Raw genomic sequence first — 14105 nt, 5'->3', positions numbered from 1 at the left:
ATGACGGCCCAGGCATCTCAAGGGCACCATGGAGCGGCCGACAGCCGACAGGACTCCGACTGGAGGCTGTTCAAGGGCGATGGCCGGGCACGCCACGTCTCCTTCCCCGAGGCACCGCCGTGGAGGCGCTTCGGGGACAAGGAAGCACGCTCCCGGCGTTCCCGGCCGTATCTGATCGGCCCGCAGGAGGCCGATGTCGTCAACGCCGCGCTCCTCCTGCGCAGGCCACTGCTGGTCACCGGGCACCCGGGGACGGGCAAGTCCTCCCTCGCACACGCCCTCGCCCATGAACTGTCCCTGGGCCACGTCCTGCACTGGCCGGTCAACAGCCGTACCACCCTCCAGGACGCCCTCTACCGTTACGACGCGATCGGCCGCCTCCGCGAAACGAACAGGCGCCGGAACGCACAGGGCGATGACGACTCACCGCAGGAAGAACCCGGCATCGGCTCCTACGTACGTCTCGGTCCTCTCGGTACCGCGCTCGTGCCGTCGGCTTCGCCACGTGTCCTCCTCGTGGACGAACTGGACAAGGGCGACGCCGACCTGCCGAACGACCTGCTCAACGTCTTCGAGGAGGGCGAGTTCGAGATCCCTGAGCTGGCACGGCTCACGGAGGAGCAGTCCGCCGTGAGCGTCATGACCGCCGACTCCGACGCCTGGACGGACGTCGTCCGCGGACGTATCCGCTGCACCGCGTTCCCCGTCGTCGTCATCACGAGCAACGGCGAACGCGACTTCCCGCCCGCCTTCCTGCGCCGATGCGTCCGTCTGGACCTTCCGGAACCGGACGAGGAGCGGCTGCGCGCCATCGTCTCCGCCCACCTGGACCCGGACGGCAAGGAGGGCGGCACGGACGAGTTCGACGACTTGATGCGCGCGTTCCTCGCCCGCAGGGCCCGCGGTGAACTGGCCACGGACCAGCTGCTCAACGCCGTCTTCCTGCGCCGCGGAGGCGTCGAACTGGACGCCGAGGGGCTGCTGGACGCCGTACTGCACCGCCTCGGCAGAACCTTGTGACCGGCCGGCCGGAGCTCGGGCGGATCCGCAGGGCCCTGGCGGCGGAGGGCGAGCCGCTCGACGCCGAGGAACTCCTCGATGTCCTCTGGCTGGCCGCACGGCTGCCCCCGTGCGCCGCCACGGCACTCGCCCGCGTGGCGGCCCTCGCCGAACCTCCGGCCGTGGTTCCCGCCCACCAGGACGCCGATGACCCCACCCCGTTCGCTGCCCCGCTGCCGGGCCACGACGCGCGGAGCACGGCGACGACGGATGGTGAGCCCCTCCCCGTCCTTCGGCCGGCGCGGGAGACCGGCCTGCATGCCGCTCCTGTCGTGCAAGAGCCCCCCGCCCGTTCCGACCGGTCGGCGATGGCCGTACGAGCTCCCGGTGTCAAGGCGCTCGGCGGCGCGGAACTCCGCCTCGGGCGGGCCCTCCGTCCCTTGAAGCAGATGCGCCCCGACTTCCTGCGCAGCGAACTCGACGTCGACGCGACGGTCACGGCCATGGCGGAGACAGGGCTCCCGGAAGCCGTGCTCCGCCCGGCGACGACGCGATGGCTCGACCTGACCGTCCTCGTCGACGACGGCGTCTCGATGCTCCTCTGGCAGGGGCTCGCCGGTGAACTCCGACGACTGCTGGAACGCTGCGGCGCCTTCCGGCAGGTACGCGTCCACGGCCTGGACACCCGCGGCCCCACCGGGCCGCGGCTGCGCAGCCGCCCCTATGGCGCCTCCGCGGCGGCGCTGCCCCTGTCCGCGGTGCTCGACCCGGCCGGCAACACGCTGCTGCTCGTCATGAGTGACGGTGTCGGCGGGTCCTGGCGGGACGGCTCGATGCACGAGGCACTGCTGCGCACCGCATCGGCCGGGCCGACGGCGGTGGTGCACACGCTGCCCCGGCGCCTGTGGGCCGGGACGGGCATCGACACGCGGTCGTGGCGGGTGACGGCCAGGCGCCGAGGCGCGGCGAACCGGTCCTGGCACATCGAGGACCCGCTACTGCCCCCCGAACTCGCCCCCTTCGACGGGGTACCCGTCCCGGTGCTCGCCACCGACGGCGACGCCGTCGGTACGTGGGCCCGGCTGGTCGGTTCCCCGGGGGAAACCGCGGTGTTACCTCTGCTCACGCTGCCGTCCGGAACGGTCACCGCTCCGGACCAGCCCCGCTCGCCGCATCGCGATCGTACGGGCGGCGCGCGGGAAGCCGTGACGCGCTTCCGGGAATCCGCGTCCGCGGACGCCTATCGCCTCGCGGCGCATCTGGCCTCCGTCGCACCCCTTCCCGTGCCGGTCATGCGCATCGTCCAGCACGCGGTGACTCCGGCCGTGGACACGTCCCACCTGGTCGAGGTCTTCCTCGGCGGACTCATGCGCAGCGCCGACGAGACGGAACGCCCACCGCACCAGAGGACGTTCGACTTCACGGAGGAGACCCGACAGATTCTGCTCGGCACCGTTCCGCCCGCCGAACTGGTGCGCACCACACGGAGGGTGACGGACCACCTCAGCGAACTCAGCAGCTCATCGGCCGACTTCCCGGCCTGGCTGCCTCACCCGGGCGGCGCGGATCGGGTATCGGCCGACTCGCGAAGGCCGTTCGGCTGGGTGGGCGAGACTCTCCTGCGCAGACTCGGCGTCTCGCCGCCGGACGTCTCCCAGCACGAGGCTCCGCCGCGATCACCGGAACTGCGGCCGCTGCCGCCCGGTCTGGCACTCGACCTCGACGCGACGCGGTGGCGCGGGCTCACGGTCTCCGATCAACGATTCGAGGGCCGGTCGGCTCTGCCGTACGACGTCTTCGCCGAGTACGGACCGGTCGAGAGCGGTGTCTTCCTCGCGCACGACGGGGAGGGACGTCTGCTGGTCATCCGGAGACTGGACGGGGAACCCGACGCCCACAACCTGATCGCGACGGAAGTCCTCGCACTTCAGCGCATGAACGGCTCCTGCGCCCCGCTTCTGATGGCGTGGGAGCCCGACCACGAGCGACCGTGGCACGCCGTTCTGTGTTCCCTCGACGAGCCGTCGCAACCCGCACCCAACCTGCATGACTTCACCACCCGGCACGGGCTCCTCCACCATGCGGGCCTGTTGGCGGTCGCCCGTCAGCTCGCCGACGGCCTGGCCCGGGCCCACGAGCTGAGGCTGGTCCATGGGGCCCTGACGTCCGGCAGGGTGCTGATCGCAGGACGTGACGCACAGATCCTGGGGTGGTTGACCGCGTCCGTGGACGATGTGGACAGCCGCTACTGGTCCGTCCATCGACAGCACCCGCGTTACCGGGCCCCGGAACTGAACAACGCCACGGAGGGTCCGAGCCGGGAGGCCGACGTCTATGCGCTCGGGGCCGTCCTGGTGGAGGCCGCGGTCGGCCAAGGCTACTACGGGGGCCCGGCCGATGCCCTGGAGGCGGCCAGGGAGACGCTCGAACCCGCCTTCATCGGCCTTCTCCGCGCCTGTCTTCAGGACGACCCCGCCCGCAGACCCACCGCACTTCAGCTGCGCCAGGCTCTCGACTCCCTGGCGCATCGGGAGACCGACGCGTTCACGATCGCCCTCGGCTTCGACGCCGAGCTGAACTCCGTACGGCTCGACCTGCGCGGCGAGTCCGGCAGTGGCAACGGCCCTCACCTGCTGTGCCAGGGGCGTCCGGCGCGGGTACGCAGAGACCTGTTGCTGGACGTGCTGGAACAGATCTCGCGTCAGGCGGGCGACGGGGTACGTTTCCTCCTAGCCGACTATGACGACCGCAGCGGTTTCGACCGGTTCGCGCAACGTCCACGCGACTTCTCGTTCCTCGGCCTTCGCCGAGGTGGAACGGACGTCCTGACGCTGGGCGATCTGCTTCGGCGGGAATTGAGGCGCCGGGAGAACTTCTGGAGTCGGCGAAGCACTTCGCCGGGCACCCGCGAGGTCTCCGAGCAGGACCGCCCGCCGCACCTGGTCGTGGCTGTGGACGACTTCCCCCGGGTCCACCGTCTGGCCCCCGAACTGCACACCGCCCTGCGCGAGGTGGTCAGGGCCGGCGGGCGGCTCGGCATCCATCTGGTCATGTCCGCCGATGACATGGAGCTGGTGGCCACCGACGACGTCTCCGTCAGTCTGTGCGCCCGCGTCGACTTGCTGAGCCGGACCGTCGAGGGCGGCGCCCCGTCACTGGACGGGGCCGTTCTCCACATCCCTTCCGGGGAGGGGCCGATCCACTTCGCCACGGGGTACGAGTCGACCACCGCGGCACATCGGCCAACGTGAACGATGGCTCTTGCCGGCGCCCGGCCCATGGAGCGGGTGACTGCGCGACGGCGCCCCCGCAGCCGCCTGTGCAGGTACCCCGTACGGGACGCCGGCACAGGCGGCTGCGTCTGTGCAGGGCTGCACCCTTAAAGGCTGCGGGCCAGCCGGTCGGCGAGCAGCCGGGTGAAGCGGGCCGGATCGGGCAGGTCGCCTCCTTCGGCGAGCAGTGCGCTGCCGTAGATCAGCTCGGCGACCTCCGTGAGCGCGGGGTCGTCGGCGCCTGCGTCGTGTGCCGTGCGCAGGGCGGTGACCAGCGGGTGTGAGGGGTTGAGTTCCAAGATCCTCTTGACGGTGGGCATCTGCTGGCCCATCGCCCGGTACATCTTCTCCAGGGTCGGCGTCACGTCGTGGGCGTCGCCGACGATGCAGGCGGCCGAGGTGGTCAGGCGCGATGACAGGCGGACCTCCTTGACCTGTTCGGACAGGGCGGTGGTCAGCCAGGGCAGCAGGGCGGCGAAGTCCTCCTCGCGCTGGGCCTTGGCGGCGTCGCCCTCCTTCTCGCCGTCGGTGGACTCGCCGAGGTCGACCTGGCCCTTGGCGATGGACTGCAGGGGGTGACCGTCGAAGGCCGTGACCCGGTCGACCCACACCTCGTCGACGGGGTCGGTGAGGATCAGGACCTCGTAGCCCTTCGCGGCGACGGCTTCCATGTGCGGGGAGTTCTCCACCATCGCGCGGCTCTCGCCGGTCAGGTAGTAGATGGTGTCCTGGCCGTCCTTCATGCGCTCGACGTACTCGCGCAGCGTGGTGGTCCGGTCGGGGTCGTGGGTGGAGGCCGCCGACACCAGCTGAAGCAGGGCATCGGTGTTGTCCGCGTCCTCGACCAGGCCTTCCTTCAGGGCCCGGCCGAACTGCTCCCACACCTTCGCGTAACGCTCGGTGTCCTTGGACTGCATGTCCTTGAGGGCGCCGAGGACCTTCTTGACCAGGCGTCGGCGCACGCCGTGGATCTGGCGGTCATGCTGGAGGATCTCGCGCGAGACGTTCAGCGACAGGTCATGGGCGTCCACGACACCCTTGACGAAGCGCAGGTAGTTGGGCATGAGCGCTTCGCAGTCGTCCATGATGAACACCCGCTTGACGTACAGCTGCACGCCGGGCTTGGTGTCGCGGGAGAACAGGTCGAAGGGCGCCTGCGAGGGGATGAACAGCAGCGCCTCGTACTCGAAGGTGCCTTCGGCGCGCATGTGGATCGTCTCGGCCGGGGGCAGCCAGTCGTGGCTGATCTGCTGGTAGAACTCGTTGTACTCGTCCTCGGTCACCTCGGTGCGGGGCCGGGCCCACAGTGCCTTCATCGAGTTGAGCGTGTCGGTCTCGCGGGTGGTCGCGCCATCGGCGGAGGTGCGCTCGGTGGCCATGCGGATGGGCCAGCGGATGAAGTCCGAGTACTGCTTGACGATCTGACGGATCTTCGGCTCGGAGAGGTAGTCGGCGCGTCCGTCCTCGCTGTCGGAGGGCTTCAGATGCAGGGTGACCGAGGTGCCCACGGGCAGGCCGTCGACGGCCTGGATGGCGTAGGTGCCCTCGCCGTCGGACTCCCACCGGGTGCCGGTGTCGGTGCCGGCCCGCCGGGTGCACAGGGTGACCTTGTCGGCGACCATGAAGGCCGAGTAGAAGCCGACGCCGAACTGCCCGATCAGATTCTCGGCGGTGGCGGCGTCCTTGGACTCCTTGATCTTCTCCAGCAGGCCGGCGGTGCCGGACTTGGCGATCGTGCCGATCAGCTCCACCAGCTCCTCGCGGGTCATGCCGATCCCGTTGTCACGGACGGTCAAGGTGCGGGCGTCCGGGTCGGCTTCCAGCGCAATGTGCAGGTCGGCCGATTCGATCTCGAGGCTGGAGTCGGTCAGCGATTCCAGCCGCAGCTTGTCCAGGGCGTCGGAGGCGTTGGAGATCAGCTCGCGCAGGAAAATGTCCTTGTTCGAGTAGATCGAGTGAATCACCAACCGGAGCAACTGGCGGGTCTCCGCCTGGAATTCCAGCGTCTCGACACTGCCGCTCATGTGGATCTCTTTCTGTGGAAACGTCACGAAGGGAATCGGAGCAGGGCCGGGACGGGTCGTTGACCGTCACCGGCGTGGTTCTGCATGGGTCGGGCCACACCCGCATGGCATGCCTCTGCGTGGTGGGAGTCAGTCATCACCGTCCGCGCGGCTGTGCGCCGGGGCGTCCAGGGCGTCCAGGGCGTCCAGGGATTCGACGAGGCGGGCATGACGGGCATCGAGGTAGGGGCGGATGCCGGCCAGCGGGGCGATGAGCTCAGCCGCGTCGGCGGCGCCGAGAGCGGCGTGCAGGGCGTCCTGGGCCGAGCGCGCGCCGGGCGCGAGGTGGGCGAGCGCGGCGATCTGCCCGGAGATGCGGCGCAGGTCGGCGGCGTTGGCGCGGGCCCAGTTGGCAGTGGCGCGGTCGGCGGCTCTTGCCTGACGGGTGGCCGCCACACGCTGCTCGCCGGTGGTTCCGGCGGCGCCGGGGCGGCCGCGCAGGTAGCGGCGCTCGGCGGCCTGGCGGCTGGCGACGCCGAGAGGGCGGGCGAGATCGGCCCAGCTGGCGCCCGCGCCGCGGGCGGCTTCGATCAGGCCGGTCTCCCAGCCGGCGAGATGCTCGCGCACCTGCCGCAGCAGCATCAGGGAGGCCAGCGCCTGCTCGGGGTCAGGGCCGACGGCGTCGGGGGAGTCGCTCTGCGCGTCGCGCAGAGCGTCGTCCATGGCGGCCAGGGCCGCCGCGGCGGCGATGAAGGACGCCGGGCTGTGGGCGCCGGTACTGGCCGTGGACGGCTGGTCTGCTGCGTTCACGGCACCTCCCTCGTCTTGTCAGTGGGTGGACGACATCCTAATTGTCGTCCATTGGATGACAAATGGCAACGGGATCACTGCAGCGCATCGGCAGCAACGGCTCGAACCTCGCTGGAGCCGTCTCACGGTGCTGACGCCCACTGCCCGCCTGCCGACGACGCGGCTCTCTGGTCGACGTCCTGACCAGGGCGCCCGTCGCCTCGATCGTGGCGGACCTACTGGCCGACGCCGCACCGTCAGGTGGCCGGCCGCTATCGGCGAGGAGAGGCGGCGGCCGGCAGGTGTTTCCCGACCGTCGCCTCCGTACGGTAGTGCGACGCATCCTTGCGGCATGCGGGGCAGCTTTGGCTTTACCGCCCGCCGGGGGCGGCGGGAGTTTGCACCGCGGCCACCCTTACGGGTGACGATGAGCATCGTGACCTCCCCGCACGGCTGGTCAGAATGCTGCATGCTTTCGCCGGGCAAGCTCACCCAGGGCCCTCGTCAGCTCTTTCCTGGTACGGCCGTACGTCTTGACGCGGTGGCAATTGGGGCATAGCGCCACCATGTTCCACGGAAGATCAGGGCCACCGTCCTCAAGGGCATGGACGTGGTCCACTTCCAGGATTGCGCTGCCGTCGTCCTTCACGTCGACTGGCTGCCCCGCACACCCAGGGTTCTCGCACAGCCCACCGCAGCGCACAAGGACGGCGTCCCTTGACTGGCCCCCACCGCCGGCCGCCACGCCCATCTGTTCGTCGTGAGCGAGATGTCCGCGAACCAGGTGCTCGCGCGGCTCCGGGACCAGATCGAGACGTACAAGATCCCGCAGCACTGCTCAGTGCTGCCTCACCTGCCCCTCACCGCCCACGGAAAGGGCGACCGCAGAGCCCTGGCCCGCGCCGCCGTCACCGGCACGGCCGACGAACCGTCGGAAACCCCCCGGGACCGGACCAAAACCCGCCCCGCTCCGCACGAGCTCCCCTCCCCGTAAGGAACCCCCTTGCCCGCCCTTCGTCAATCCCCGGCCGCGGCGCCCCCGCCCGAGCCACCGGGCGCCGCACCGACACCCGCGTACGTCTACGACCTCGCGGAAGTACGGCGCCGGCATGCCTCGCTCCGTTCCACGCTGCCACCGCGCTCCGTCCTCTTCTACTCCCTCAAGGCCAATCCGCACCCCTTGCTGCTCGAAGCGCTGCGCGCAGGCGGTGCGCGTCCCGAGGTGTGCTCGACGGGTGAGCTGAGTGCCGCACTGGCGGCGGGCTGGTCCGGCGCCGAGATCCTGTACACCGGGCCGGGCAGACCGGACAACGAGATCACCCGGGCGCTGAAAGTGGGAGTCCGGCTGTTCTCCGTCGACTCACCCCATGCGCTGGACCAGTTGGACCGGATCGCGTCGGCCGAGGACATGGCCGTGGACTGTCTCCTCCGGGTCAACGACGACCACCCCGTCCCTGGTCAGGGCCTGGTCATGACAGGAGTGCCCTCGCAGTTCGGCGCTGACGCCTCGTGGATACTCGACGAGCCGGAACGATTCGCCTCCCGGGAACACGCCCAGGTCGTCGGTCTCCACCTGTACATGGGATCCAACGTCGACGGCGTCGACGCGCTCACGGCCCAGTTCGAACGTTCCCTGCGCACCGCCGGGCGGCTGGCCGGGGCGCTGGCGCGGCACGGCGTACGCCTGCGGCTGCTGGACCTGGGCGGTGGATTCGGCGCGCCGTTCGCCACCACGGGCGAGGCGTCGGATCTCTCGGGGCTGGACCGGCGACTGGATCGTCTGCTCGGCGAGCTCCTTCCGGCCGTCGTCGAGCCTGGTGATCCGCTGCCCGAAGTCGCCTTCGAATCCGGCCGATACCTGGTCGCGACGGCGGGGACCCTCTTCACCCGCGTCCTCGATGTGAAGCTCTCCCAGGGGCGGAACGTCGTCGTCCTCGAATCGGGCATCAACCACCTGGGCGGCATGTCAGGTTTGCGCAGGCTGCCGCCCCTGCGTCCGACCCTCGTCACGGACGAGGACCGGGGCGCCTCCGAGACCGTGCCCACGATCGTCACCGGTCCGCTCTGCACCCCCCTCGACACCTGGGCCCGGGCGGCGGAGCTGCCACCGCTGCGCCCCGGCGACCTGCTCTCCATCCCCAACGTGGGGGCCTACGGACTGACGGCCAGCCTGGTGGCCTTCCTCGGACGGCCGATGCCCTGCGAAGTGGTGATCGACAGCTCCGCGCCCGGCACCGCCCCCGCCGTTTCCCGTCTACGGCTCGTCCGCACCGCCCAAGGAGAACGTTGATGGACCCCCGCTTCACCGAGATTCTCACCTCGCTCCTCAAGTTCCTGGGAGACGGGGCGATCACCCCGCAGTCCTCACTGCGCGACCTCGGACTCGACTCCATGCTGGCCGTGGAACTGCTCTTCGCCATCGAGGACGAGTTCGCCATCGCGCTGCCCGAGGAAGCGATCAACGACACGACCTTCGCCACGGCGGGCAGCCTCTGGGCGGCGATCAGCTCGGCGGTCGAGGCACAGCACGGGACGGCGGCCCGCCCGTGAACGTGCGCGTTCCTGCCCACGCGGGGCAGGAACGCCGCGGGAAGGACTGGACGGCGGCGGCCGAGTCCACCGCAGAGGCAGCCGCACCCCACGTCGAGCGGACGGATGCCGACGCCTCCTTCCCCGTCGAGGCCCTCGCCGCGATGCGCGAGAGCGGGCTGCTGGGCCTGCTGGTACCTCGCGAGTACGGAGGCTTCGGCGGCGGCCTCCGCGACATGACGGCAGTCAGTACGCGACTCGGCCGCGTCGACATGTCCGTGGCGATGGTCTTCGCCATGCACTGCCAGCAGGTATCCGCCCTGGTGCGGTTCGGCAACGAGCGGCTGCGCGCCGAGGTGCTGCCCGGCATCGCCTCGGGTGCGGTCTATCTGGCTTCCGTGACCACCGAGAAGGGGAAGGGCGGCCATCTGCGCAGCGCGGAAGCAGAGTTGGAGGCGCGTGATGGCCTCCTGCATCTGGACCGACTGGCCCCCATCGTCACGGGTGGCGGATACTCGGACGGATTCCTGGTCACCATGCGCAGTCCCGGGGCGCACTCCGGGAGCCAGGTGTCCCTCGTGTACGCGCACCGCGACCAGCTGGCGGTCGAGGAGAGCGGCGACTGGCAGCCGCTGGGAATGCGGGCTACCCGGAGCACCGCGATGCGGCTGACCGGGCGGCTCCCGGAGCATCAGGTCGTGGGAGATCAGGGTTCCTTCCCGACCATCGCCACCACCGTCTTCGCCCCCGCCGCGCATCTCGGCTGGGCGGCGTGCTGGCTGGGAACCGCGGCCGGGGCACTGTCTCGTACGGTGAAGATGCTGCGCAGTCCACAAGGCCGGGCGCGGACGGACCTGACATCGGAGCTGCTGCTGACCCGGCTGTCCGAGGCCCGTCGTCGGCTGGACACCGTGCACGCGCTGCTGCGCCACACCGAACAGGCCGTCGGAGGTGCGACGGATCTCTCCACACCCCGCGTGCAACTGCTCCTCAACGCCCTGAAGATCACCGCGGCGGACGAGTGCCACCGGGCGGTCGACGGTCTCGTCGAGGCGGCAGGTCTGCGCCACGGATATCTACGCGACTCGCCCACACGGCTGGAGCAGGCCCTGCGCGATCTGCGATCCGCTTCGCTCAACTACCACAACGACCGGCTTCATCTGGCGGACGGGAGACTGACCCTGCTCGACCCCGAGGTGCGGTTTGTCTGATCCGCTGGGTTGGCGGTCGCGGTCGCCGAGGACCGCTCGGTGGGCATCGACGTCCAGAGCCCGCCGGAGCGGGTGTCGTACCGGTCCCTCGGCCGCTGCCCGGTCCGCCCCGCGAGCGTGGCCGACGGCGCCGGAGCTGTCGGCACGCGGACGGCGCTGGATCAGCTCGGGCATCTGCCGATGGCCCGGCGTTCCCTGGAGTCGGCTTGGTTCTGGACCGCCCGCGAGGCGTGTGCCAAAGCCGCGGGCACCGGTCTCGGCAGAGCCCCCTGGCGGATTCCGACGGCGCTCGGTGGCCATTGCGGCACGTGGGGTCCGTACTGCTGGTGCAGTCTTCGCGGGACGTCGCCGGTGCCCCTCAGTTTTGCCGTGGCTCAGCAGCCGAACAGCTCTTCCAGCACGACCGCGACGCCGTCGTCCTCGTTCGACCGTGTATGCCGCTGCACCGCGTCGAGCACGGTCGGATGCGCGCTGGCCACCGCGTAGGGCCGACCCGCCCAGTTGAGAATGCTCAGGTCGTTGGGCATGTCGCCGAAGGCGACGACATCGGCGGCGCCGATGCCCCGGGCGGCACAGAGCTCCGCCAGCGTCCCCGCTTTGGTGACTCCGGGCGCACTGATCTCCAGCAGGCCCCGGCCCCCCGAGTGCGTGATCTGCGCCAGCGTCCCGGCGGCACGCTCCGCGACGGCAAGCATGGCGTCGACGTCATGCTGGGCAGACCAGGCGAGCAGCTTGATGATGTCGGCCTTCCCCTGCCAGAGGTCCCCCACCCGCTCCACGGGAAACTCGGCGCCGGCGTCCTCGGGCAGCCGCAATCCGTAGCCGGGGGCGAAGAGCACCTGATGGCCGGTCTCGACCGCGAAGCCGATGCCCGGCACCTCGGCGGTGAGGGCGTCCGCGGCCGCCCGGGCGCACGCGATCTCCAGGGAAAGAGACTTGAGCACGGTCCGGGAGCCGATGTCATAGACCAGGGCCCCGTTGCTGCAGACGGCTGTTCCGGTCACCCGGTGGGCCGCGGCCAGGGCGTCCACGTACCGGGGGGGGACGGGCGGTGACGAGGACGACCTCGGCGCCTCCGGCGGTCGCCAGGTCCAGCGCCTTGCGGGTGCGCTCGGAGAGACTGCCGTCGTTGCGCAGGAGTGTGCCGTCGAGGTCGGTCGCGATCAACCGGGGCTGCGTCATTTCCGCAGTCTATCGACCCGTCCGCAGCCGTACGCGCCCCAATGGCCGCCTGGGACTTCGGCGGTGTCGGACAGGCCGGGGCGGGCGCCCCTCGCGCCCGGTGGGTCGCCGCCGTACGTGTCCGTCGCGGGCTGTCGCTCGTCGGCTTGGCCCAACAGCTTCGGCACACACGGCGATTCGGGCCGCGCGCCCATCGCGTCGGCCGGACATCCGTCCATCGACCATCCCCGCAGGACGGACGGCGGACACCGACAAGGCGCCGACCACGACCCGGCGCCCGCCTGAACTACGCCGAACACGCGCTGCGCAGCGGTGACCCTGCCGCGACCGCGATGATCGACGTGAGAAGTACGGCGGGCACAGCTCTGGCGCCAGCCACTCCCGCCCCGGGAGCAGACTCTGCGTGCCCGGCCGACCACCGTGCAAACGAAGCGAGTCGGCGCGAGCTGGAGAGGTGTGCCCAGGTCCGGTGAAACCACGGCATGTGGTCGAAGTCCATGCCGTGGACGGAGGCGATCAGGGCCGGGGTGCACAGGATCGCCGCCCACGACGAGATCTACTACGACTCGGGCGTCCGGGCGGCCTGAGCGTCGCCCCTGTTGACGGCGGTTCCTCAACCTCGAAATGTCTCCAGCAGTCGCAGCCACACCTCGCTGATCGTCGGATACGCCGGGACCGCGTGCCACAGGCGGGCGATGGGGACCTCCCCCGCGACCGCGATCGTCGCCGAGTGCAGGAGTTCGCCGATGCCGGGGCCGACGAAGGTGACGCCGAGCAGGATCTCGCGGTCCAGGTCCACGATCATCCGGGCGCGGCCCCGGTAGCCGTCGGCGTAGAGGCCGGAGCCGGCGACCGAGGCGAGGTCGTAGTCGACGGCGCGTACGCGGTGGCCCGCGCGTTCGGCCTCGGCGAGGGTGAGGCCGACGGACGCGGCCTCCGGGTCGGTGAAGACGACCTGGGGGACGGCAGTGTGGTCGGCGGTGGCCGAGTGGGCGCCCCAGGGGGCGGTCTCCAGGGCACCGTTCCCGGCGCGGGCGGCGATCGCCGCGCCCGCGATGCGGGCCTGGTATTTGCCCTGGTGGGTCAGGAGGGCGCGGTGGTTGACGTCCCCGGCCGCGTACAGCCAGTCCGTTCCGTCGACGCGGCAGCTGTCGTCCACGGTGAGCCAGGAGCCGGGTTCGAGGCCGATCGTCTCCAGGCCCAGGTCGTCCGTGCGCGGGGCCCTGCCGGTGGCGAAGAGGATCTCGTCGGCCTCGATACGGTCGCCGTCGTCCAGGTCGACGGTGACCGGGCCGCCCGGTGCGGGGCGGTGGACGGCGGTGACCGAGACGCCCGTACGGATCCGGGCGCCGGCCTCCGCCAGCGCGTCGGCGATCAGCTCGCCCGCGAAGGGCTCCATCTTCGGGAGCAGACCGCCGCCCCGGATCAGCAGCGTCACGTCGGAGCCCAGCGCCTGCCAGACGGTCGCCATCTCCACGCCCACGACTCCCCCGCCGACGATCACGAGCCGGCCGGGAGCCTCCTTGGCGCTGGTGGCTTCGCGGCTGGTCCAGGGACGGGCCTCCTCGATGCCGGGGAGGGAGGGGACCACGGCACGGGAGCCGGTGCAGACGGCGACGGCGTGCCGGGCGGTGAGCCGCTGCTCCGTGCCGTCTGGGGCGGTGACGGTGACCGCACGGGGGCCGGTGAGCCGCCCCGTACCCCGGTACACGTCCGCTCCGACGCTCTCCAGCCAGGCGACCTGGCCGTCGTCCTGCCAATGGCTCGCTTCCGCGTCCCGGTGGGCGAGTACGGCCTCCACGTCCAGGGGGCCCCGCACCGCGGCGCTCAGTCCCGGCACCCGGCGGGCGTCGGCACGGGCGACGACGGGGCGCAGGAGCGCCTTGCTCGGCATGCACGCCCAGTAGGAGCACTCGCCGCCGACCAGCTCGGACTCCACCACCGCTGCGGAGAGCCCGGCGGCGCGGGCCCGGTCCGCCACGTTCTCCCCCACCGGGCCGGCGCCGATGACCACTACGTCGTACTCGGAGCGCTCGGAGTTGTTCTTCCCTGCGTCAGTCATGGAAACAGTGTCCTCGCGGGTGTGCGCCCCGGCCACATGGGCAGGCGGAATAGCGCAA

12 protein-coding genes are annotated in these 14105 nt (G+C 71.0%); 6 read left to right on the top strand and 6 right to left on the bottom strand.

Annotated features, from left to right (window positions below; all coding sequences use genetic code 11):
• Nucleotides 1-1020 (top strand): AAA family ATPase, encoded by a 1020-nt coding sequence (locus ACH4KB_RS14035; protein WP_398066212.1) that lies wholly within the window; start codon nucleotides 1-3, stop codon nucleotides 1018-1020.
• Nucleotides 1017-4250, top strand: coding sequence for an SAV_2336 N-terminal domain-related protein (locus tag ACH4KB_RS14030; RefSeq protein ID WP_398066211.1), 3234 nt, complete (start codon nucleotides 1017-1019; stop codon nucleotides 4248-4250). Before ACH4KB_RS14035 ends, ACH4KB_RS14030 begins: the two co-directional genes overlap by 4 nt.
• Before the next feature lie 128 nt (nucleotides 4251-4378).
• Here the strand turns inward: ACH4KB_RS14030 and htpG are convergent, their stop codons facing one another.
• From htpG to ACH4KB_RS14015, 3 genes are all read right to left on the bottom strand, one after another.
• Nucleotides 4379-6295 (bottom strand): molecular chaperone HtpG, encoded by a 1917-nt coding sequence (gene htpG / locus ACH4KB_RS14025; protein WP_398066210.1) that lies wholly within the window; start codon nucleotides 6293-6295, stop codon nucleotides 4379-4381.
• A gap of 129 nt (nucleotides 6296-6424) precedes the next feature.
• Complete coding sequence (locus ACH4KB_RS14020; RefSeq protein WP_398066209.1) at nucleotides 6425-7084, bottom strand: type III effector protein; 660 nt, start codon at nucleotides 7082-7084, stop codon at nucleotides 6425-6427.
• A gap of 436 nt (nucleotides 7085-7520) precedes the next feature.
• Nucleotides 7521-7814 carry an HNH endonuclease signature motif containing protein gene (locus ACH4KB_RS14015; protein WP_398066208.1) on the bottom strand — a complete coding sequence of 98 codons (294 nt, stop codon included), beginning with the start codon at nucleotides 7812-7814 and terminating at the stop codon, nucleotides 7521-7523.
• A 9-nt stretch (nucleotides 7815-7823) separates the two neighbouring features.
• On the opposite strand from ACH4KB_RS14015, the gene ACH4KB_RS14010 reads away from it, so the two are divergent.
• The 4 genes from ACH4KB_RS14010 to ACH4KB_RS13995 are packed head-to-tail and all read left to right on the top strand — an operon-like array spanning nucleotide 7824 to nucleotide 10803.
• Nucleotides 7824-8057, top strand: a complete 234-nt coding sequence (locus ACH4KB_RS14010) for a hypothetical protein (RefSeq protein WP_398066207.1) — start codon at nucleotides 7824-7826, stop codon at nucleotides 8055-8057.
• A gap of 9 nt (nucleotides 8058-8066) precedes the next feature.
• Nucleotides 8067-9353, top strand: a complete 1287-nt coding sequence (locus ACH4KB_RS14005) for a type III PLP-dependent enzyme (protein ID WP_398066206.1) — start codon at nucleotides 8067-8069, stop codon at nucleotides 9351-9353.
• The gene (locus ACH4KB_RS14000; RefSeq protein ID WP_398066205.1) at nucleotides 9353-9613 is read left to right on the top strand and encodes an acyl carrier protein; all 261 of its coding nucleotides are present in this window, start codon (nucleotides 9353-9355) and stop codon (nucleotides 9611-9613) included. The genes ACH4KB_RS14005 and ACH4KB_RS14000 overlap by 1 nt, the downstream gene beginning before the upstream one ends.
• Nucleotides 9610-10803: an acyl-CoA dehydrogenase family protein gene (locus ACH4KB_RS13995; RefSeq protein WP_398066204.1), complete on the top strand. Its 1194-nt coding sequence runs from the start codon at nucleotides 9610-9612 to the stop codon at nucleotides 10801-10803. The genes ACH4KB_RS14000 and ACH4KB_RS13995 overlap by 4 nt, the downstream gene beginning before the upstream one ends.
• 374 nt (nucleotides 10804-11177) lie before the next feature.
• On the opposite strand, the gene ACH4KB_RS13990 is transcribed toward ACH4KB_RS13995, so the two are convergent.
• The 3 genes from ACH4KB_RS13990 to ACH4KB_RS13980 form a co-directional block, all read right to left on the bottom strand.
• Nucleotides 11178-11807, bottom strand: coding sequence for an HAD family hydrolase (locus ACH4KB_RS13990; RefSeq protein ID WP_398066203.1), 630 nt, complete (start codon nucleotides 11805-11807; stop codon nucleotides 11178-11180).
• Nucleotides 11764-11985 (bottom strand): HAD family hydrolase, encoded by a 222-nt coding sequence (locus tag ACH4KB_RS13985; RefSeq protein ID WP_398066202.1) that lies wholly within the window; start codon nucleotides 11983-11985, stop codon nucleotides 11764-11766. Before ACH4KB_RS13985 ends, ACH4KB_RS13990 begins: the two co-directional genes overlap by 44 nt.
• A gap of 613 nt (nucleotides 11986-12598) precedes the next feature.
• Nucleotides 12599-14047 carry a dihydrolipoyl dehydrogenase family protein gene (locus ACH4KB_RS13980; RefSeq protein WP_398066201.1) on the bottom strand — a complete coding sequence of 483 codons (1449 nt, stop codon included), beginning with the start codon at nucleotides 14045-14047 and terminating at the stop codon, nucleotides 12599-12601.
• Nucleotides 14048-14105 lie beyond the last annotated feature (58 nt).

Source organism: Streptomyces sp. NPDC017520 (assembly GCF_044329855.1).
Lineage (GTDB): Bacteria > Actinomycetota > Actinomycetes > Streptomycetales > Streptomycetaceae > Streptomyces.
Note: the sequence above shows the minus strand (reverse complement) of the source record. Positions and strands in the feature narration are given on the sequence as shown.